This window comes from Nocardia sp. NPDC050378 (assembly GCF_040655675.1).
Lineage (GTDB): Bacteria > Actinomycetota > Actinomycetes > Mycobacteriales > Mycobacteriaceae > Nocardia > Nocardia coubleae.
This window is the reverse complement of sequence record NZ_JBFAKI010000001.1, coordinates 331,997-350,657: the sequence shown is the minus strand read 5'-3', so window position 1 is coordinate 350,657 and position 18,661 is coordinate 331,997. Positions and strand designations below refer to the sequence as shown.

20 protein-coding genes are annotated in these 18,661 nt (G+C 67.8%); 9 read left to right on the top strand and 11 right to left on the bottom strand.

All coding sequences use genetic code 11. From position 1 onward, the window contains the following. Positions 1–39: 39 nt before the first annotated feature. Entirely contained in the window at positions 40–1,485 is a 1,446-nt protein-coding gene (locus AB0I35_RS01610) for a threonine/serine exporter family protein (protein ID WP_357393391.1), read from the top strand. Here AB0I35_RS01610 and AB0I35_RS01605 read toward each other — a convergent pair. Beyond that, a complete protein-coding gene (locus AB0I35_RS01605; protein WP_357393389.1) occupies positions 1,477–2,244 on the bottom strand; it encodes a GntR family transcriptional regulator in 768 nt (255 codons plus the stop codon). The genes AB0I35_RS01610 and AB0I35_RS01605 overlap by 9 nt on opposite strands. Positions 2,245–2,518: 274 nt before the next feature. On the opposite strand from AB0I35_RS01605, the gene AB0I35_RS01600 reads away from it, so the two are divergent. After that, positions 2,519–3,013: a hypothetical protein gene (locus AB0I35_RS01600; RefSeq protein ID WP_357393387.1), complete on the top strand. Its 495-nt coding sequence runs from the start codon at positions 2,519–2,521 to the stop codon at positions 3,011–3,013. Here AB0I35_RS01600 and AB0I35_RS01595 read toward each other — a convergent pair. Next, positions 3,010–5,382: a lysylphosphatidylglycerol synthase transmembrane domain-containing protein gene (locus AB0I35_RS01595; RefSeq protein ID WP_357393385.1), complete on the bottom strand. Its 2,373-nt coding sequence runs from the start codon at positions 5,380–5,382 to the stop codon at positions 3,010–3,012. The two genes, AB0I35_RS01600 and AB0I35_RS01595, sit on opposite strands and share 4 nt — an antisense overlap. 158 nt (positions 5,383–5,540) lie before the next feature. On the opposite strand from AB0I35_RS01595, the gene AB0I35_RS01590 reads away from it, so the two are divergent. After that, positions 5,541–6,470 carry an NAD-dependent epimerase/dehydratase family protein gene (locus tag AB0I35_RS01590; RefSeq protein WP_357393383.1) on the top strand — a complete coding sequence of 310 codons (930 nt, stop codon included), beginning with the start codon at positions 5,541–5,543 and terminating at the stop codon, positions 6,468–6,470. Between the two features lie 13 nt (positions 6,471–6,483). Here AB0I35_RS01590 and AB0I35_RS01585 read toward each other — a convergent pair whose 3' ends face one another. From AB0I35_RS01585 to AB0I35_RS01570, 4 genes are all read right to left on the bottom strand, one after another. Beyond that, entirely contained in the window at positions 6,484–7,428 is a 945-nt protein-coding gene (locus tag AB0I35_RS01585; RefSeq protein WP_357393381.1) for an MBL fold metallo-hydrolase, read from the bottom strand. Positions 7,429–7,506: 78 nt separating this feature from the next. Continuing rightward, a complete protein-coding gene (locus AB0I35_RS01580; protein WP_067497264.1) occupies positions 7,507–7,899 on the bottom strand; it encodes an RNA-binding S4 domain-containing protein in 393 nt (130 codons plus the stop codon). A gap of 3 nt (positions 7,900–7,902) precedes the next feature. Beyond that, positions 7,903–8,466 carry a C40 family peptidase gene (locus tag AB0I35_RS01575; RefSeq protein WP_067497265.1) on the bottom strand — a complete coding sequence of 188 codons (564 nt, stop codon included), beginning with the start codon at positions 8,464–8,466 and terminating at the stop codon, positions 7,903–7,905. A gap of 315 nt (positions 8,467–8,781) precedes the next feature. Beyond that, a complete protein-coding gene (locus tag AB0I35_RS01570) occupies positions 8,782–9,093 on the bottom strand; it encodes a hypothetical protein (protein WP_245655507.1) in 312 nt (103 codons plus the stop codon). A gap of 95 nt (positions 9,094–9,188) precedes the next feature. Between AB0I35_RS01570 and AB0I35_RS01565 the strand changes: the two genes are divergently transcribed. The 3 genes from AB0I35_RS01565 to AB0I35_RS01555 all read left to right on the top strand — a co-directional run bounded on the left by AB0I35_RS01565 (position 9,189) and on the right by AB0I35_RS01555 (position 12,031). After that, entirely contained in the window at positions 9,189–10,370 is a 1,182-nt protein-coding gene (locus AB0I35_RS01565) for an AAA family ATPase (protein WP_357393379.1), read from the top strand. A 253-nt stretch (positions 10,371–10,623) separates the two neighbouring features. After that, positions 10,624–11,547, top strand: coding sequence for an alpha/beta hydrolase (locus AB0I35_RS01560; RefSeq protein WP_357393377.1), 924 nt, complete (start codon positions 10,624–10,626; stop codon positions 11,545–11,547). Between the two features lie 193 nt (positions 11,548–11,740). Beyond that, positions 11,741–12,031 (top strand): hypothetical protein, encoded by a 291-nt coding sequence (locus tag AB0I35_RS01555; RefSeq protein ID WP_067497270.1) that lies wholly within the window; start codon positions 11,741–11,743, stop codon positions 12,029–12,031. 111 nt (positions 12,032–12,142) lie between these two features. Here AB0I35_RS01555 and AB0I35_RS01550 read toward each other — a convergent pair whose 3' ends face one another. Further along, positions 12,143–13,327 (bottom strand): acetyl-CoA acetyltransferase, encoded by a 1,185-nt coding sequence (locus AB0I35_RS01550; protein WP_357393375.1) that lies wholly within the window; start codon positions 13,325–13,327, stop codon positions 12,143–12,145. Between the two features lie 209 nt (positions 13,328–13,536). Between AB0I35_RS01550 and AB0I35_RS01545 the strand changes: the two genes are divergently transcribed. From AB0I35_RS01545 to AB0I35_RS01535, 3 genes are read left to right on the top strand one after another with little or no spacing between them, the layout of a single operon-like run. Beyond that, positions 13,537–14,367 (top strand): hypothetical protein, encoded by an 831-nt coding sequence (locus AB0I35_RS01545; RefSeq protein WP_357394129.1) that lies wholly within the window; start codon positions 13,537–13,539, stop codon positions 14,365–14,367. Positions 14,368–14,396: 29 nt separating this feature from the next. Next, entirely contained in the window at positions 14,397–16,322 is a 1,926-nt protein-coding gene (locus tag AB0I35_RS01540) for a fumarate reductase/succinate dehydrogenase flavoprotein subunit (RefSeq protein WP_357393373.1), read from the top strand. Between the two features lie 2 nt (positions 16,323–16,324). Continuing rightward, the gene (locus AB0I35_RS01535; RefSeq protein WP_357393371.1) at positions 16,325–17,068 is read left to right on the top strand and encodes a succinate dehydrogenase/fumarate reductase iron-sulfur subunit; all 744 of its coding nucleotides are present in this window, start codon (positions 16,325–16,327) and stop codon (positions 17,066–17,068) included. A 15-nt stretch (positions 17,069–17,083) separates the two neighbouring features. On the opposite strand, the gene AB0I35_RS01530 is transcribed toward AB0I35_RS01535, so the two are convergent. The 4 genes from AB0I35_RS01530 to AB0I35_RS01515 all read right to left on the bottom strand — a co-directional run bounded on the left by AB0I35_RS01530 (position 17,084) and on the right by AB0I35_RS01515 (position 18,623). Further along, on the bottom strand, positions 17,084–17,221 hold the full coding sequence (locus AB0I35_RS01530) for a hypothetical protein (protein WP_243749793.1): 138 nt from the start codon (positions 17,219–17,221) through the stop codon (positions 17,084–17,086). 96 nt (positions 17,222–17,317) lie between these two features. Beyond that, positions 17,318–17,530 (bottom strand): DUF397 domain-containing protein, encoded by a 213-nt coding sequence (locus AB0I35_RS01525; RefSeq protein ID WP_357393369.1) that lies wholly within the window; start codon positions 17,528–17,530, stop codon positions 17,318–17,320. After that, positions 17,527–17,727: a DUF397 domain-containing protein gene (locus AB0I35_RS01520; RefSeq protein ID WP_357393367.1), complete on the bottom strand. Its 201-nt coding sequence runs from the start codon at positions 17,725–17,727 to the stop codon at positions 17,527–17,529. The genes AB0I35_RS01525 and AB0I35_RS01520 overlap by 4 nt, the downstream gene beginning before the upstream one ends. After that, positions 17,724–18,623 (bottom strand): helix-turn-helix transcriptional regulator, encoded by a 900-nt coding sequence (locus tag AB0I35_RS01515; protein ID WP_181698578.1) that lies wholly within the window; start codon positions 18,621–18,623, stop codon positions 17,724–17,726. The genes AB0I35_RS01520 and AB0I35_RS01515 overlap by 4 nt, the downstream gene beginning before the upstream one ends. Between the last annotated feature and the right edge of the window lie 38 nt (positions 18,624–18,661).

The following is an 18,661-nucleotide window of genomic DNA, read 5'->3' as shown; positions in this document are numbered from 1 at the left end:
CCAGGTGCACAGTGCCCAACGGTTGCGGACGGCGGTGGCATGGCTTCCGAACACAGGATCAGCACGTGGGCGGCGGCGCGCAAGCGGGTCGCCGATGCCGTGGCGACCACCCGCGCGCAGTACCCCGGTCGGCCGGCGCCGGTGGACGACCCACCGGTACCGGCCGACCTGCTGAACCTGCTGTGCCGGCTCGGCGTGGCGCTGGTCGGCTCGGGCGAGACCTCCCAGGGCGTGCAGCAGATCCTCGACCGGCTGTCCAAGCGATACGCCACCGACAACATCCATTTCATGGTGCTGCCAACGGCGGTGTTCGTGCGCGTTCGCACGCACGAGGGTTCCGCGGTCGACATGCTCGACGCGCGGGTCGGCACCCTGCCGCTCGACCAGATCGCCGGGCTCTACAAGCTCATCGACAGGATCGAGCAGGACGCGCCGCCGCCTGCCGAGGCATCGGCCGACCTCGACAAGATCCTGTCGGCGAAACCGGGTAGTCCGCCGTTGGTGATCCTGCTGGGTCACGTGGTGCTGACGGTCGGGATCGGCATGATGCTCAATCCCGGGGCGCGGGCGTTGGTCGGGTACGTGGTGCTCGGGCTGATCGTCGGGTTGCTCACCCAGCTGGCCGACCGGTTCCGGCTGTTGAAGTCGTCGTTGCCGGTGGTCGCGGCGGCCGTGGTCGCGATGCTGTCGTTCGGGTTTCCCGGGGCGCTGGCCGGTGGTCAGCCGCAGCAGTTGCTGATCCCCGCGGTGGCGACGCTGCTGCCCGGGGCGATGCTCACCAACGGCACGATCGAGCTGTCGACCGGGTCGATGGTGGCGGGGGCCAGTCGGCTCGTCTACGGCATCAACATGCTGTTCCTGCTGGCTTTCGGGCTGTTCGTCGGCATCAGTCTGCTCGGGCAGTTACAGACGGTTCCGGTGAGTTCGGCCCAATTGGGTTGGTGGGCACCACTGCTCGGGGTGCTGCTGATCGGGTACGGGCATTCGTGGCGGTCGAGCGCGCCGCAGAATTCGGTGGGCTGGCTGCTGCTCGTCCTCTACATCACCTATCTCGCGCAGTTCGCCGGTAAGGCGCTGTCGGGCCCGCTGACCGGCACGTTTCTCGGCGGTCTCGTCGCCGTGCCCGCGGCCTACCTGATCCGGAACCGCAAGAACGCACCGCCGACGCAGGTGGCGTTCCTGCCCGCGTTCTGGATGCTCGTGCCCGGCGGCATCAGCCTCACGGGCATCTCGGAGCTGGTGATGCGCACCCATGGTGGGGCCGCGAGCGGCGGACTGGAAGTGATTGCCTCGGCATTGCTGTCGGTGATGTCGATCGCGCTGGGTGTGATGGTCGGTTCGGGTCTGCGGGCCTCCTACCCGCCGCACGTCGCACCGATCCTCGACTCGATCGTGCCCAGAGCGCACCTGCCGTGGCATCACACGGCCGACGCACGGCACGCCGCCGAGGCCCGCCGCCACGGCGACCCAGACAGCTCAGGCTGATTCGGCCTCGGCCACGGGGCCGGTGATGCCGAGCAGATCGTCGAACCGGGCGCTCACCTTCTCGTGGTACAGCGCGAAAAGGTCGACGAACAGGGCCGATTGCGCCTCCGTCGGCTCGGAGCCCGACTCCCACACCGCCAGCAGCGCACGCCAGACGAGCACGTGCAGGTCGGCGGCGACGGCGAAGTAGGCGGTGACCGCCTCGGGCACCTCGGCGACCATGTCACCGATCGTATTGAGCACCGCGCGTTGCATGCTCATCCCGAGCGCACCGAGTATTCGCCGGATCAGGGCGATCTCGATGGCGATGATGCGCGGATAGTCGGGCACGGTGTGGCGGGCGAGCGCCTCCAGCTCGTCGACGGTTGCGGCGAGTTCGCGGTGGTCGAGCGTTTTCGCCGCGCCGGTGTAGGTGAGCAGCGCTTCCAGGACGATGCCGCGTTCCACCTCGACGATGTCGGCGAACATCTCCGCCGCGATCTCGGGCGCCGACAGGGAGAAACGGAACAGGTGCCGGTAGGCGTCCATCCCGCCTTCGGAGCGCACATCGCGAATGGTGAAGCCCTTGCCACGGCGCGCCTCGACGAAGCCGTAGGACTCGAGCCTGCCGAGGGTGAGCTGGGCGGTGGCCCGGTTCATCCCGAATTCGTCGGCGACCTGGCGCACCGAGGGCATCAGCTCGCCGGGGCGGTACTCGCCGGTGGCGACACGGCGGGCCAGCTCGTCGGCGACGTCGGCGACCACCGTCCGGGATCCCATCGAAGCAACACCTCTCGGTCATGATCCGGCTACGTCCCAGACAGCTTAGGCGCTGGACACGACGCTTGGCACGGTCGGCAATCCTCGCGGTGATTCCCCACCCCGGCCGATCAGCAAACCGATCCGACCGACCGGCATGTTCAGCGACCGGCAGGCAACCGGCGATTCGGGCAGCGAGAATTCCCGATTCGGCTGCGCGCGGATCAGACAGCGTTGCGCCGCATCGTGATTGAATGCGCACGTATCGGCGGGACCCCCGACTCTGGAGGATGCGTTGAAGCAGATTCATGTCGTCGTGTGCGCGGTCGCCGCGCTCACCGTGATCGCCGGATCGTCCGGTTGTGGTGAGGACTCCGGCAACCAGTCCGCACACCCGAGCAGCACCGCCGCGCCGACCACATCGGCCCAGGTGGTCGCCCCGACGAGTGAGATCGTCGAGTCGACCCGCGCAGCGGCATCGAGCACGACCAGGGCGACTTCCACCGCGTCGCGGACCACGAGCGCGGTCCCTGACGAGCCCGTCGAGGACGTGGACTGCGGGCCGGTCACCGACGCCGTCGGCGGCACCCGCACGGTGATCGCCGTCGGCTCGCCGGAGGGCCGACCCGGCTGCACCGAGGCGATCGACGTCGCCTCCACCTACGTGACGACGATCCAGCCGTCCGACGAGCTCGACGTCGACGGCTGGGACTGCCACGCCCAGCCCGACCCGGCCGTCCCGTCGATCTGCGAGAAGGACGGGCTCACCATCGCGCTGCGGGCGAACTAGATCATGTTCTTCTCGCCCATCCAGCGCATGATCGGCCAGCCGAGCGCCACCGGGATCCAGCAGGTGAGCACGCGGTAGAGCAGCACGGCGGGCACCGCGATCTCGGCGGGCACCCCGAAGGCGGCCAGACCACCGATCAGGGCCGCCTCCACCGCACCGACACCGCCGGGGGTCGGCGCGGCCGAGGCGAGGGTGCCACCGATCATGGTGACGATCGTGACGGCGACGAAATCGGTTCCGCCGCCGAAGGCCTCGACGCTCACCCACAGTACGAACGCCTTGCCGAGAGTGATCACCGCCGACCCACCGACGATCACGGAGAACCGTATCGGGTTGCGGGCGAGCGCGACGACCTCGCCCACCACCTCCCGGATCTGCGGCCACACCGAATGGTTCACCCAGCGGCGCAGTTTCGGCACGAACATGAACGCGCCGATCAACCCGACGCCCACCCCGGCGGCCAGGTACAGCACGGTGGCATCGGGCACGATGTGGGCGAGGTTGGTCGAGGTGCCCGCGACGACACTGAACACCACGAGCAGCACCAGGTGGGTGAGCACCTGCATGGACTGCTGCAAGGCGACGGCTCCGGTGGCACGCGCGGTCGACATGCCCGCCTGCACGAGGAACCGCACGCTCAGGGCGAGTCCGCCGACACCGGCCGGGGTGGTGGTGGCGACGAAGGTGTTGGCGAACTGTTCGAGGAACAGGTCGCGGACCCGGACCAGCCCGTCGGCACAGGCGCCGAGCGCGGCCGCCGCACCGACATAGGTGAACGCGGTGATGACCAGGCCGAGCAGCGCCCACCACCAATTCAGGGTGCGCAGCTGGCTGAAGAACGTCGGCACCTGGCTGAAGAACGGGTAGGCCACGTAGACGAGCGCGACGAGCAGCACCAGCTGGATCACCTGGTTGCGGGTGAACCGGGTGAGCTGTTCGGAGCCGATGCGGTCGTGACCGGTCTGCTCACGGACTTCTTCCCGCGCGGTGGCCATCACCTTGGTCCACTGCGGCACCGTCTTGCGAATGCCCGCCGGCATGGCCGATTTCGTCAGCCTGCCCGCGGCGGTGACGACGGCGCTCTCGCCGAGCACGCCGACAGCCGCCGAGACGGCCTCGTGCTTGCCGAACAGCGCGGTGGTCGACACGAGCAGTTGCGCGATGTCGGTTTGGCGCTGGGAGTCCGACGCCCCGAATTCGGCGGCGGCGAAACCGTTGAACAGGGTGTCGCCCTGGCACACTCGCACGTGATCGGGGCGCAGGTCGCCGTGGCTGATCTGGTTGTCGTGCAGGCGGACCAGCGAGCGCCACACCCCGGGCAGCACCTGCGCGGAGAGCTTGCGCAAGGGTGTACCGCGAGGGACGGTGTGCGCGTACAGCATCCAGCCACGGTTCAGGCTCGCCACCGCGACCTGATGTGCCGAGGCCATGCCGAGATCGCCGATGGCGATACCGAGCAGCGCGCGATGTTCCACCGCCCGGTGCAGCGAGCCGTGCAGTGGCGCGGTCTCGCTGGAGCGGAAGGTGAGCCAGCGCCACAGCTGACGGATGGCACCGAAACTGCGCTGGTTCTTGCCGTACAGCTCGACGATGATTTCGGATTCCGGCCCGTCGACAGCGGTGGCCAACAGCAGCGGCCCGCGACCGGCGGGGCGGACCACCCGGAACGAGTTCACCGTGTACCCGCGTTCGGCCAGCACGCGCACGGCGGCGTCGAGGGGCACCTCGAGTGCGGGTGTGCCGACCAGCCAGACGATCACCGCGCCGACCAGCCAGCCGACGACCAGACCGAGCATCGCCCGCGCGGGCACCACCGAACTCACCACCAGGTGGATCGGCGCGAACATCAGCAGCAGAAACCACATCCAGCGCCTCGGCCGCACCGGCAACCACGGACTCGACACGGTGAGCATGGCGGCGAGCATGGCGATCCAGCGCGGATCGTCGAGGAACTGGGAAAGGAAGGTGTCGAACCGGTCGGGCACCGGCAGATGCCATTTCGGCGTGGAGATGCCCGCCCCGGTGATCGACAGGGCCAGCACCGCGAGCAGTCCCGCCGCGCCGTAACCGAAGAGCAGCTTCCACTGTCGACGCACCACGAGTTCGATGAAGATGGCGAACGGCAACGCCAGGATGAGCATCCCGTAGATCAGGTAGACCAGCGTCGACTGCTCGGGACTGAGGAAGTCCACGATCTTGGCGACGGACCGTTCCAGCGCCAGCCACTCGGGCCGGGTGATGAGCGAACCCGCCACCACGACGCCGACGCCCAACGACGCCGCGACCACCCGGACGATGTCACTCGTCCGCCTGATCCTCGGCTGCAGGAGACTCCCCGTGACCGGGATCTCCCGCCCGTCGACTCGCATGAGCCGCACGATACACACCGACACGCCGTGGAACCGCCGTGACATCACCCAATCTCGTGGTCGCCTTTGACCAGCGTGAACCGGGTCACAGACCGTCACATCACGACGCCGCGTCCCGTCCGAGAAGCAAGCAACTACCTCACCGGGAAGGAACGATCATGCAGGTTCTGCTCGCCGGGGCGACCGGTGCCATCGGGCGCCCTCTGATCCGCGCACTCACCGCCGACGGGCACACCGTCACCGCCATCGTGCGCAACCCGGCCAACCACGGGCTGGTTCGCGAACTCGGTGCCGAACCGGTCACCGCCGATGTCCTCGACCGCGAGGGACTGCTGCGCGCGCTGGACGGCGTGCGCGCCGACGCGGTGATCCATCAGGCCACCGCGCTGCGTGATGCCAAGCCCCAGCGCCGCATCCCCGCCGACGATCCGACCGGCCTGTTGCGCACGGTCGGCTCCGCCCATCTGCTCGAGGCGGCAGAGTCGGTCGGGGCGCGGCGCTTTCTCACCCAGTCGCTGATCCTCGGCTACGGCTACCGCGACCACGGCACGGTTCCGCTCACCGAACGCGACGCGTTCGGCGTCTACGACGGCGGCGTGGCCGACGAAGTCGTGCGGGCGTGCGTGTCGGCGGAGGAGCAGGCGTTCGCGGCGCCCGGACTCGAGGCGATCGCGTTGCGTTACGGGCTGTTCTATGGTCCGGGCGCGTTCAGCGACCTCTTCGGCGACATGATGCGCAAGCGTCAGCCGGTGGGGCCGCGCGGCGAGGGCGGAGTGAACAGCTGGCTGCACGTGGCAGACGCCGCCGCAGCGACGGTGGCCGCGCTGGAACGCGGGGTCGCCGGTCGCGCCTACAACCTGGCCGACGACACCCCGATCACCTGGGGTGAGTTCTTCCGTCTGGTGCGGCACAGCAAGCAGGCACCGCGGCCGATCCGGTTGCCGCTGTGGCTGGTTCGGCTCGGCGTGCCCTATATCGCCGCGCTGATGGGTGATACGTCGATGCGGATCTCCAGCGAGCTCGCGCACGCGGAATTGGGTTGGCAGCCCAGGTATTCCAGCGTCGCCGACGGACTCGCGGCCGGTTGACCCGCCCGCCGGGTCAGGATGCGGTGACGCGGGCGTTGACGGCGGCGCGGTCGTGGGCCGGGATCACTTCGATCTCGGGCGGCAGGGCGTGCAGGCGGTGGATGGTCTCGAACGCGGCGGTGCGGTCGTGGTCGACGAAATCGCCGGGGATCGGCGCCTTTTCGCGGATCAGTTCGATCTGTCGCCTGCTCCACACCGCGTCGCCCGCCAGCAGCACCCGGCTGCCGTCGTCCACGGCCAGCAGTACGCCGACGCTGCCGGGCGTGTGGCCGACCAGGTCGACGATGAGGACCGAGCCGTCGCCGAACAGGTCGTGGCTGCGACGGAAGGTGAGTACCGGTGGGCCGTCGAGGTCGTAGAGGTCGAACACCCGTCCACGCAGCGGGCCACGCGCCACGGCGAAGGGCGCACCGGAATCGCCCATGGCCCAGCGGTACTCGGCCCCTGGCACGCGGATCGGCACCCAGCCGGGCAACTCGTAGAGCCCGGAGACGTGATCCCAGTGCAGGTGGGTGGGCAGCACGAAGTCGATGTCGGCGCCGGTGAGTTCATGATCGGCGAGTGCCTCGCTCAGCCCGCGCACGGGGTCGTCGAGGGCGACCACACGCGCGATGGGGAAGGCGAGTTCGGGCAGCACGCGCTGGTGCACGCCGGCGCAGAGGGCGGGGTCGACCAGGAAGGTGGCCTCGGGGTGGCGGATCAGGAAGGCCGACATGGTCAGCGGCGTGCAGCGCAACGTTCGCGTGCCCTCGACGACTGCCGCCGTCGGTGCCGACAACTCGGCCTGGGTGAGCGCGGCGAGCGAGACGGTGTGGCGCGCCGGTGGCAGTGGCGCCTGCTCGAGGGCGGCGAGGAAGCGGGTGTCGGCGCCGCGCGGCCACAGCAGCCGTGGTCCCGAGGCGATCGCGGCGACACCACAGGTGAGAAGCGTCGTCAACATATCTCTGTGCTCACCCATGAGTGCCACCGTAGGCGATGGCGGCGATGACCGACCACCGCAATGATTCCGCATCCACATTCAGCGAATACCGGGCTATCAGTCGGTGCGTCCCATCAGCCGGTCCGTCTCGCGGCGTTCGCGTTTCGTCGGCCTGCCCGCACCACGATCGCGGCGCGGCAAGGTGGCCAGGACTTCCTTCGGCGGGGGCGGTGGGCTGCGGTCGATCAGGCACTGGGCGGCCACGGGTGGGCCGACGCGCTTGTGAATGATCTGCTCGACCACGACGATGCGTTCCGTCCCGGCGTGCCGGATCCTGATCTCGTCACCGCGACGGACCGGCTGCGCCGGTTTCACCGTCACCCCGTTGACGCGCACGTGCCCGGCGCGGCAGGCATCGGCCGCCGCCGACCGGGTCTTGAACAGACGAACCGACCAGGTCCACGCATCGACGCGGGCCTGGTCGGGTGATCGTTGTTCCGCTGGGGACACCCCTTAGACGATACGGCGTGCCGTTACGACGTCGTCGGCGGAGAGCTGGGTGTAGGACACCGGGGTGCCCGACTGCACGGCGTTCAGCAGCTGGCCGTTGCCCGCGTAGATACCGACGTGGCCGCCACCGTTGGTGATGACGATGTCACCGGCCTGCAGGTTGTCGAAGGACACGGGCGCACCCACGTGGGACTGCTCGAAGCTGGTGCGGGGCAGCTCGACACCGGCCTGGCGGTAGGCCCACTGCACGAGACCGGAGCAGTCGAAGCTCGACGGGCCCGCGGCGCCCCAGTTGTAGGAGGCACCGAGCTTGCTGCGCGCGGCGTCGAGGGCGATGTTGCCCGCCGACTGCTGCTGCTGCTCGAAGGGGTTGTCGAACTGCACGCTCGGCAGCTGCGGCGCGGCCTGGCCCTGCGGGGCGACCATGGACTGCAGCTGCTTTTCCACCTGCTGGGCGGGCTGCTCGAGTTCGGGCGGCAGATCGAAATTGCCGAGGCCCGGAATGTTGATCGTGGCGGCCTGCGAAATCGCTGGCATCGCACCGGTTGTGGCGGCCACCGCACCCATGACGAGTGCACCCTTGACGGAATTCGGCAGACGAGAATCCCGCTGCAAGCTGTGTTTACCCACCGAGACGAGTCTCCGATCTTGCTGCTCACCCGCCGCGCTGTCGTGTTCGCTTGGGAAACACGATTATTCGGCGGTGACCCGTGGCGCCGCTTCTCTGACGAAGCGACAGACTCCACTAAGTCACGAGAAGATTACGGCCTGTGATCCACGCTGTCCAGCGGTGCCCGCAAGTTGTTTTCCCGCTGCGGCCAAAGCCCTGTTCAGCGCGCTGCCACGGCGTGTCGAGAGGGATAACGGTCCGGTCTCCCGATGTCACTGCCCGTCGCGGTCGCGCAGCGCCTGTTCGAGTTCGGCGATGCGGCTGCGGGCATCGGCGAGGTCGGCCTCGAGGCGGCCCAGCGCCGCGACGACCGGACCGATGGCGATGTGGGCGACGGCCTCCACGGGGTTCATGTCGCCGGTTCCGGCCGCGAGGGCGGCCAGGACGCCACGCTTGATGGTGTCGGCCCGGTGCGCACCGGGTGGCACCCGCCAGCCGGCGACGACCTGGGCGGGCGTCAGGTAGATCGGCGACGTGGCGTCCTCGTCTCGCGATGGTTGCTCCGAGCTTGGCTCCTCGAACATCGGGCTCCGTTCTTTCTCGGGTTCGCTAGCAGTATCTAGGACACGGCACAGAGTTACCGAGATTCTGCCGTGCACACGCGCTACGGTTGCCAGGCATGGACCCCGTGCGCAATCCCTATGCTCCCGGCGCCGGTCAGCGTCCGCCCGAATTGGCCGGGCGCGACAAGCAACTCGCCGCCTTCGACATCGTCCTGGAACGGGTGGCGCGTGGGCGGCCGGAGCGCAGCGTGATGCTCACCGGGCTGCGTGGAGTGGGAAAGACCGTGCTGCTCAATCAGCTTCGGTCGGCCGCGGTGTCGCGCGGCTGGGGTACCGGCAAGATCGAGGCGCGACCCGATCAGGATCTGCGCAGGCCGCTGTCCTCGGCGCTGCACATGGCGGTGCGCGCGGTCGCGATGGCGCATCGCAATCCGGAACAGGTCGACGACTTCCTCGGCATCCTCAAGGCTTTCGCGTTGCGCGCCACCGCCGACAAGGGCTTGCGGGAACGCTGGCAGCCGGGTATCGATGTGCCCGCGGTGACCGGCCGGGCCGATTCCGGTGATATCGAGATCGATCTGATCGAGTTGTTCAAGGAGGCCGCGGCGCTCGCCGCCGCGATCGGGGTGGGCATCGGCATATTCATCGACGAGATGCAAGATCTCGGGCCCGCCGATGTGTCGGCGATCTGCGGCGCCTGCCACGAATTGAGCCAGGACGCCGCGCCGTTGATCGTGGTCGGCGCGGGCCTGCCGCACCTGCCCGCGGTGCTGTCGGCGTCGAAGAGTTATTCCGAGCGTCTGTTCAGCTATCACCGGATCGACCGGCTCGACCGGGAGTCGGCGGATCAGGCGCTGATCGCGCCCGCCGAGCGTGAGGAGGTGAAGTTCACCTCCGAGGCGCTCGATTCGCTGTACCAAAGGGCCGACGGTTACCCGTATTTCGTGCAGGCGTACGGGAAGGCGGCCTGGGACCAGGCACCCGAGAGCCCGATCACGGCCGAGGACGTGGCCGTGGCCTCCCCCGCGGCCGAGGAGGAACTCGCCGTCGGCTTCTTCGGTTCGCGCTACGAACGCGCGACCCCCGCGGAGCGCGAGTACATGCGGGCGATGGCCGACCTGGCCGGGGACGACGGCCCGGTTGCCACGGCCGCGGTCGCCGCCGAGCTCGGCCGCAAGCCCGCCTCGGTGTCCCCCGCCCGCGACGGGCTCATCAAGAAGGGTCTGATCTACTCCGCCGAGCGCGGGACGATCGGCTTCACGGTTCCGCATTTCGGGCGCTATCTGCGCAGTGTATAGAAGTATTCAAGCTTCTAGAGAACCCGCTAGATGGCGGTATGAAGGACTGACAAAGCGCCTCTACATGCTTCTCTTCATATTTCTAGATGAAACACTAGATTCCTTTAGAGCTTCCTTCGATCACAAGAACCGCCACGCCGGAGTCTTTTGCGCATCGGCTGAATAACGCGCGGCATGCCCGGCTAACGCCAGGGCTATCCAGGTCGAAACACCACCACAGCCCGCGCACGCTGTAGTCGGAGGAGGCCCAGCCATGGACACCACAACGGCCGGGGCCCGCCGCTGCACCGTCGTCGCCGACGACGGCACGCCGATCGCCACCCGCTCCTACGGGTCCCCCGACGCCCCGATGACCGTCGTCTTCGTACACGGCCACTGCCTGCACACCGAATCGTGGGCCCGCCTGCGCGAACAGCTGCACACCCGGTGGAGTTCCGACACCAAGATGGTCTTCTACGACCACCGCGGCCACGGCGAATCCGGCCACGCCCACCACGACACCTACACCATCGACCAGCTCGCCACCGACCTCGACGCGGTGCTGCGCACGATCGCGCCGACCGGTCCGGTGGTGCTGGTCGGGCACTCGATGGGCGCCATGGTGCTGCTCGCCTACGCCCGGCTGCACCCGGAAACCATCGGTACGCGGGTCACCGGCGTCGGCCTCATCGCGGGCGCGGCGGGCGGGCTCACCGAGCTGGGTCTCGGCAGATTGCTCAACCGGCACGCCGTCGCCTCCTTACAGCGCGCGGTGGTCCACGCGCCACGGGTGATGCAGGCCTCGAAGCGCCTGTCACGCTGGGCGTTCGGGCCGCTGATCCGCGAGGGACGTGAGCGCACCCGGACGACGGCGATCGCCACGGCGATCCTCAACGAGACCGCGCTGCTCACCATGGCGGGCTTCCTGAACTCGCTGCTGACTTTCGACGAAGCGCGCACCCTGCGCCGCTTCGGCGACCTGCCCGCGCTGGTGCTCGCCGGCTCGGCCGACCTGATGGTGCCGTTCACCCATTCGATCGTGCTGGCCTCGGAACTGGCCGGTGCCGAGCTGGTGCGAATCGAAGGCGCCGGTCACAGCGTGATCCTCGAACACGCCGAGGAGGTGGCGCAGGCCATCGCCGCGCTGGTCGAGCGCGCCGGTGTGAGCGTTCACAACCGCTACGCCATCGCGGGCTGACATCCAACAGTTATCCGACGGCAACCGCCGGATCCCCAGCAACTTCGGGCGTAAACCGAAAAGATCAGTTACTGTGGTGGAGATCACGTTGTGTGGTGAGTCACACAGCTCGGTGCAGCGCGGCCCGGGAGCTTTTCGGGCGTGCCCGTGATCCGGCGAGTCGGTATGCCCGCCATATACCCAGGAGGTAACGATGACACGCAGCGATATCGCGGAACTGCGCTACGCGGTCGGCCAACTCCGGCAATCGATCGGCGCACTGCGCTCCAACTACGGCGACGCGGCCACCGTGCGCCGGTTGGAGAACGACCTCGAGCGGCTCGTCATCGACGCCGAGGACTTCGAGCAGGCGCCCCCGCCGGAACTGGCCGTGCCGCGCCGGGCGGAACCGATCTATGTTCCCGACAGCAAGTCCGACGAGGCGGCCTGGATGGGTGCGCAGGACGAGGGTCTCGGCTTCCACTCGCGGCCGAGGACCAAGTAGGAGCACGACCTCGGCGCGGCAGCCTCGGCTTGCCGCGCCGACCCCTGTCAGCGGCGCACGGGCCTGACGCGCTGCCGCGTGTGGCACGCCCGCGCGGTACTGGCTGACCTGTCACGCGCGGTGTCTACCCAAGCGACGACCGCCGCGTACTCCGTGGAAGCGGGCGCCGCGTGGGGTCTCCACCGGCTCGGCGGATTCGGCGGATTCGAACAGCGCGGCGATGCCGTGGTCGTGTCCGAGGGCGATGGCCTCCAGCCCGAATCGTCCACCGGTACGGCTCAGTTCGTGCAGCATCGTGGTCATGATCCGCAGGCCGGTCGCACCGACCGGGTGACCGAGCGCGATGTCGGAGCCGTTCACATTGAGGCGGTCGAGCGGGCCGAGTTCCCAGGCGGTGGCCAGGGCGAGCACCTCCACCGCGTAGCCCTCATTGACTTCGAGCAGGTCGACATCATCGAGCGTGTGACCGGTGCGGCCGAGCAGTTTGGCGACCGCCGGTGCGGCGCCGAGCGCGGGGCCCGAGGTGTCACAGCCCGCGGCGGCCCAGCCCGCGAGGAAGGCCATGGGGGTGAGGCCGAGCGAGGTCAGCCGGTCCTCGGCGACGACCAGGCAGGCCGACGCACCGAGCCGGTGGCTGCTCATATTCCCCACCGTCACCACGCCGTCGGGCAGCAGGGGCCGCAGACCGGCCAGGGTGTGCGTGGACAGGTCGTCGCGCACGCCTTCGTCACGGCCGATCTGGTGACCACCGTGTGCGGGGCCGACATCCACCGGAACCACTTCCGCGCCGAACGCGCCCTGGCGCCAGGCCCGCGCGGCTTTGCGATGGCTGGCCACGGCGAATTCGTCGGCCGCGGCACGGTCGATCCCGTAGTAGCCCGCCAGCCCCTCGGCATTGCGCAGGCCCTCGATGCCGCCGGGTAGTCCGGCCGGGGTGGTCACGCATTCCACTCCCCCGGCGACCACCACGTCGGCGGCGCCGGTCTGCACCATCATGGCCGCGGTGATCACGGCCTGCAGCCCGCTGCCGCCGTGCCGGTCGGTGAGAAAGCCGGGCACCGCGAACGGCAGCCCGGCGCCCCGGGCGGCCAGCGCGCCGACGGCGGGCACGTTCGCCAGGCCGCCGTCGACGCAGGCCATGGCGACGTCCTCGATGCGCAGCGGGTCGATGCCGGAGCGTTCGATCACCGCCGAAAGAACCGTCGTCGCCAGCCACTCGGCGGGCATTCCCGACAGCGCTCCGCCCTCCACCCCGCTCGGCGTGCGGACCGGCGCCACGATCGCGGCTCTTCTCATGGCCATAGGGCACCACACGTTTGTTGCACGGGCATGACGCGCCTTCACAGGTGCAACGCTGTGATGGAGATCACCGCCATGCGAGGCAGGGGAGTGCGTGCGACCCGACTCGAGCGGTCGGAACACAGGCGTATGGTGCTCCACATCACAGTCCACAGCGGTGGGGAATGATTGCCGCCGCACACCTGCAGAGCAGCGAGGCATCGACCGTGAGTGCCGCACCGACCACCACCCCCGCCCCGGGGACCGGCGTCTTCAGCCGAACAAGGGCACGTATCGCCGCGCGCACGTTGCGCACCGACCGCTGGTGGCTGCCGCCGCTGCTCACCACCCTCGGCCTGACCGCCTTCGTCGCCTACGCGACGGTCAGATCGTTTGTGCGCACGGCCTATTGGGTGCCGGAGTACCACTACCTGACGCCGTTCTACTCCCCCTGCCTCAGCGATTCGTGTGTGCCGGGTTCGAGCCATTTCGGTACGCCGTTTCCCGAGCTGCCGATGTGGATTCCGCTCGGGTTCGTGGTGCTGCCGTTCCTGCTCGGGTTCCGGCTCACCTGCTACTACTACCGCAAGGCCTACTACCGGTCGATGTGGATGTCGCCGCCGGCGTGCGCGGTGGCCGAACCGCACGCGCGCTACAGCGGCGAGACGCGGTTGCCGCTCATCATCCAGAACGCGCACCGCTACTTCTTCTATGTGGCGCTGGTCGTTTCCCTGATCAACACCTACGACGCCCTGTCGGCGTTCCACGGCAGCGGCGGCGGTTTCGGCTTCGGCCTGGGCAATGTGGTGTTGCTGGTGAACGTCGTCCTGCTGTGGGCGTACACGCTGTCATGCCATTCGTGCAGGCATATCGCGGGCGGCAGGCTCAAGCATTTCTCGGCTCACCCGGTGCGGTACTGGTTCTGGACTCAGGTATCCAAACTCAACACCCGCCACATGGCGCTGGCCTGGACCACGCTCGGCACCCTCGTCCTCACCGACTTCTACGTGATGTTGGTGGCAAGCCAGACCATTTCGGATCTGCGGTTCGTGAACTGAACCGCGACAACGCGAGGAGCTTCATTTCGATGCCAGAGGTGGAACGGCACAACTACGACGTCGTGGTGATCGGGGCGGGCGGCGCGGGTCTGCGAGCCGTGATCGAGGCACGCGAGCAAGGCTTTTCGGTGGCGGTGGTGTGCAAGTCGCTGTTCGGCAAGGCGCACACCGTGATGGCCGAGGGCGGGTGCGCGGCCTCGATGGGCAATGCCAACGAGAAGGACAACTGGCAGACCCACTTCAAGGACACGATGCGCGGCGGCAAGTTCCTCAACAACTGGCGGATGGCCGAGCTGCACGCCCGCGAGGCAGCCGACCGGGTGTGGGAGCTGGAAACCTATGGGGCGCTGTTCGATCGGACGCCCGACGGACGCATCTCCCAGCGCAACTTCGGCGGCCACACCTACCCGCGGCTGGCGCATGTGGGTGACCGGACGGGGCTGGAACTGATCCGGACCATGCAGCAGAAGATCGTGTCGCTGCAGCAGGAGGACTACGCGGCGACCGGCGACTACGAGGCACGGATCAAGGTCTTCGCCGAGTGCACGGTCACCGAGCTGCTCACCGAGGACGGAAAGATCGCCGGTGCGTTCGGCTACTACCGTGAGTCGGGGCAATTCGTACTGTTCCGGGCACCCGCGGTGGTGCTGGCCACCGGCGGTATCGGTAAGTCCTACAAAGTCACCTCGAACTCCTGGGAGTACACCGGCGACGGGCATGCCCTCGCGCTGCGCGCAGGCGCCACCCTGATCAACATGGAGTTCCTGCAGTTCCACCCGACGGGCATGGTGTGGCCGCCGAGTGTGAAGGGGATCCTCGTCACCGAGGGTGTGCGTGGCGACGGTGGTGTGCTGAAGAACTCCGAAGGCAAGCGGTTCATGTTCGATTACATCCCGCCGGTGTTCAAGGGCCAGTACGCCGAGACCGAGGACGAGGCCGATCAGTGGTTGCGCGACAACGACTCCGCGCGCCGCACTCCCGACCTGCTCCCTCGCGACGAAGTGGCACGCGCGATCAACGAGGAGGTGAAGGCGGGTCGCGGTACCGAACACGGTGGGGTGTACCTGGATATCGCGTCCCGGATGCCCGCCGAGGAGATCGTGCGGCGGTTGCCGTCGATGCATCACCAGTTCAAGGAACTGGCCGATGTGGACATCACCGCCGAACCGATGGAAGTAGGACCGACCTGTCACTACGTGATGGGTGGCATCGAGGTCGATCCCGATACCGGTGCGGCCGTGGTGCCCGGGTTGTTCGCTGCCGGTGAGTGTTCCGGTGGCATGCACGGTTCCAATCGGCTGGGCGGGAATTCCCTGTCGGACCTGCTGGTGTTCGGCAGAAGGGCCGGCCTCGGCGCCGCGGCTTACGTCGGCGGACTGACCGAGCGCCCCGCACCCACCGACGCCGATATCGAGTCGGCGGCGAGAACCGCTCTCGCACCGTTCGATCCGCCGACGGACGGCGCAGGCGAGAACCCCTACACTCTGCACGCCGAGCTGCAGGAGACGATGAACGACCTCGTCGGCATCATCCGCAAGGAACACGAGGTGCGCGAGGCCATCGACAAACTGGCCGACCTGCGCGCCCGGTACGCGCGGGTCACCGTGGTGGGCAACCGGCACTTCAACCCCGGCTGGCACCTGGCGCTCGACCTGGCCAACATGCTGCTGGTGAGCGAATGCGTTGCCCAGGCGGCGCTGTTGCGCACCGAGAGCCGAGGTGGACACACCCGCGACGACCACCCGGGCATGGATCCGACCTGGCGCAATTCACTGCTGGTCTGCGCCCTCGACCCGGCGCGCTCGGACGGACTGGTTCCCGGCGTCACCGTCACCCGCAAGGAACAGACTCCCATGCGCGAGGACCTGCTGGCCCTGTTCGAATTCTCCGAGCTCGAAAAGTACTACACCGAGCAAGAATTGGCGGCCCACCCGGCGGCCGAAGGAAAGGCGTGACCATGGGATACGACGCTCGTTTCCGGGTCTGGCGCGGTGACATCGACGGCGGCGACCTGCAGGACTACACCGTCGCGGTGAACGAGGGCGAGGTGGTGCTCGACATCATCCACCGCCTGCAGGCCACCCAGACTCCCGATCTGGCGGTGCGCTGGAATTGCAAAGCGGGCAAGTGCGGTTCGTGTTCGGCGGAGGTGAACGGGCGGCCACGGCTGCTGTGCATGACCCGCATGTCGACGTTCGCTCCCGACGAGGTCATCACGGTCACCCCGATGCGCACCTTCCCGGTGGTCAAGGATCTCGTCACCGATGTGTCGTTCAACTACGAGAAGGCCAGGGAGATACCGTCTTTCGCGCCACCGGCGCTGGCACCCGGCGAGTACCGGATGAAGCAGGTCGATGTGGAACGCTCGCAGGAGTTCCGCAAGTGCATCGAGTGTTTCCTGTGCCAGAACACCTGTCACGTGGTGCGCGACCACGAGGAGAACAAGCAGGAATTCGCCGGGCCGCGCTACCTGATGCGTATCGCGGAGCTGGAGATGCATCCGCTCGACACCGCCGATCGGCGCGAACTCGCCCAGGAGGACGCGGGCCTGGGCTATTGCAATATCACCAAATGCTGCACCGAGGTGTGCCCGGAGCACATCAAGATCACCGACAATGCGCTGATTCCGCTCAAGGAACGGGTGGTCGACCGTAAATACGATCCGATTGTCTGGCTCGGCAATAAATTGTTCCGGCGGTGAGGCCGTGGCTGTCCGCTACAAGACAGCCACGGTCCCTACCGCTACCGATCCGACCAGTAATCCGATGAACAGCGCCGCGAGCAACGAGCCGGTGAGTGTGTAGATTCCGATCGCCGATACCGCGAAAAGCAGGATCACGATCAGGCGTTCCACCCCGTCCTCAGGCGCCAGCCTCCGGTACCGGGGTGCAGTTTTCTTCAACCCTCGGTCCATGGCCAAGGATTACCCACCGTGGGCATTCGGTAAACGTTACGGGCGGTCGAACTCACCGTCGTGCACGCCCGCTGTGAACGCCGCCCATTCGCTCGGAGTGAAGACGAGCACCGGGCCGTCGGGATTCTTGCCGTCACGCAGGGCTACGTTGCCCTCGTCGAGCATTGCCACCTCGACGTTCGCGTCGTCACCGTCACCGGCGCGCTGCCAGGTAGCCCCGGTGAGATCGATATCGCGTTTGGTGTTCACGCCAGTACCCCGGCGTCGATGCTGCGGGTGAACGCGTCCCAGCTCGGTCCGTCGAAGACCAGCGCGGGCCCGGCCGGATTCTTGCTGTCACGCACGCCGACGTGACCGCCGAACAGAAAGGCAACTTCCACGCAATCCTTGTTCGCGCTGCTGCGGGTGCTCTTGAACCAGTGTGCGTCGACGAGATCGAAACTCATGCCACATACTCCTTCGCGACCCGCCGGAGCAGGTCTCTACTCGGTTGACAATCCAGCGCATGGCGCCGGAGGCACTCGTGAGCCCGGTCGTACCGTGTGACATCCGTGCGTCGTTCCAGGTAGAGGTCGCCGGTGAAGCCTTCGGCGTACACCACCGGTGGTTCGACCGGTTTACCGCTGCCATCGGTGCCGAACTCGAGAACCGTGAAAGGCCCGGTGGAGACTCCGAGTGGAACACCGGCGGCAAACGGCAGAATACGCAGTGCGACATTGCCCCGGGTACCGAAATCGGCAAGATGGCGCAACTGCGCAGCCATCACCTTGGCATTACCGACGACGCGATGCAAGACCGACTCGTGCACAACGACATCGAGTTCGGCCGGTTCGTGTTCGCGCCCGATCAGGGTCTGGCGTTGCATGCGCAGCGACACCCGCCGTTCGAGTTCGGCGGGTGAATCCTTCGGGCAGGCAAGCTGATTCAGTGTGCGCACATAGTCCGCGGTCTGCAGCAGGCCGGGGACTAGCTCGGATTGATAGGTGCGCAGGCTGCGGGCGGAGGCCTCCAATCCGATGTAGATGTCGAAGTTCTCGGGAATGAGGTCGCCGTACGCGTGCCACCAGCTCTTGACGGCGGCCTGCTGGGCCAGGCCGGCCAGGCCGTCGGTGACCTCGCGCGGGACGCCGTAGATACGGCAGAGTTCGTTGATGTCGATGGTGCGGATGCGGTCGGCGTGGCCCTTTTCCAGGCGTTGCAGGGTGCTCGCGCCCCATTCCATGCGTTTGGCCGCCTCGGCGATGGTCAGGCCCGCCTTGGTCCGCCATTCACGCAGATGGCGGCCGAGTTGACGGCGCGGCAGCGTAGACGCCGCCGGAGTTCGGTTAGATGCAGTGGCCACAGCCGTGCTCCTTCGATTCGCGCTGTGGGGAATCCTGC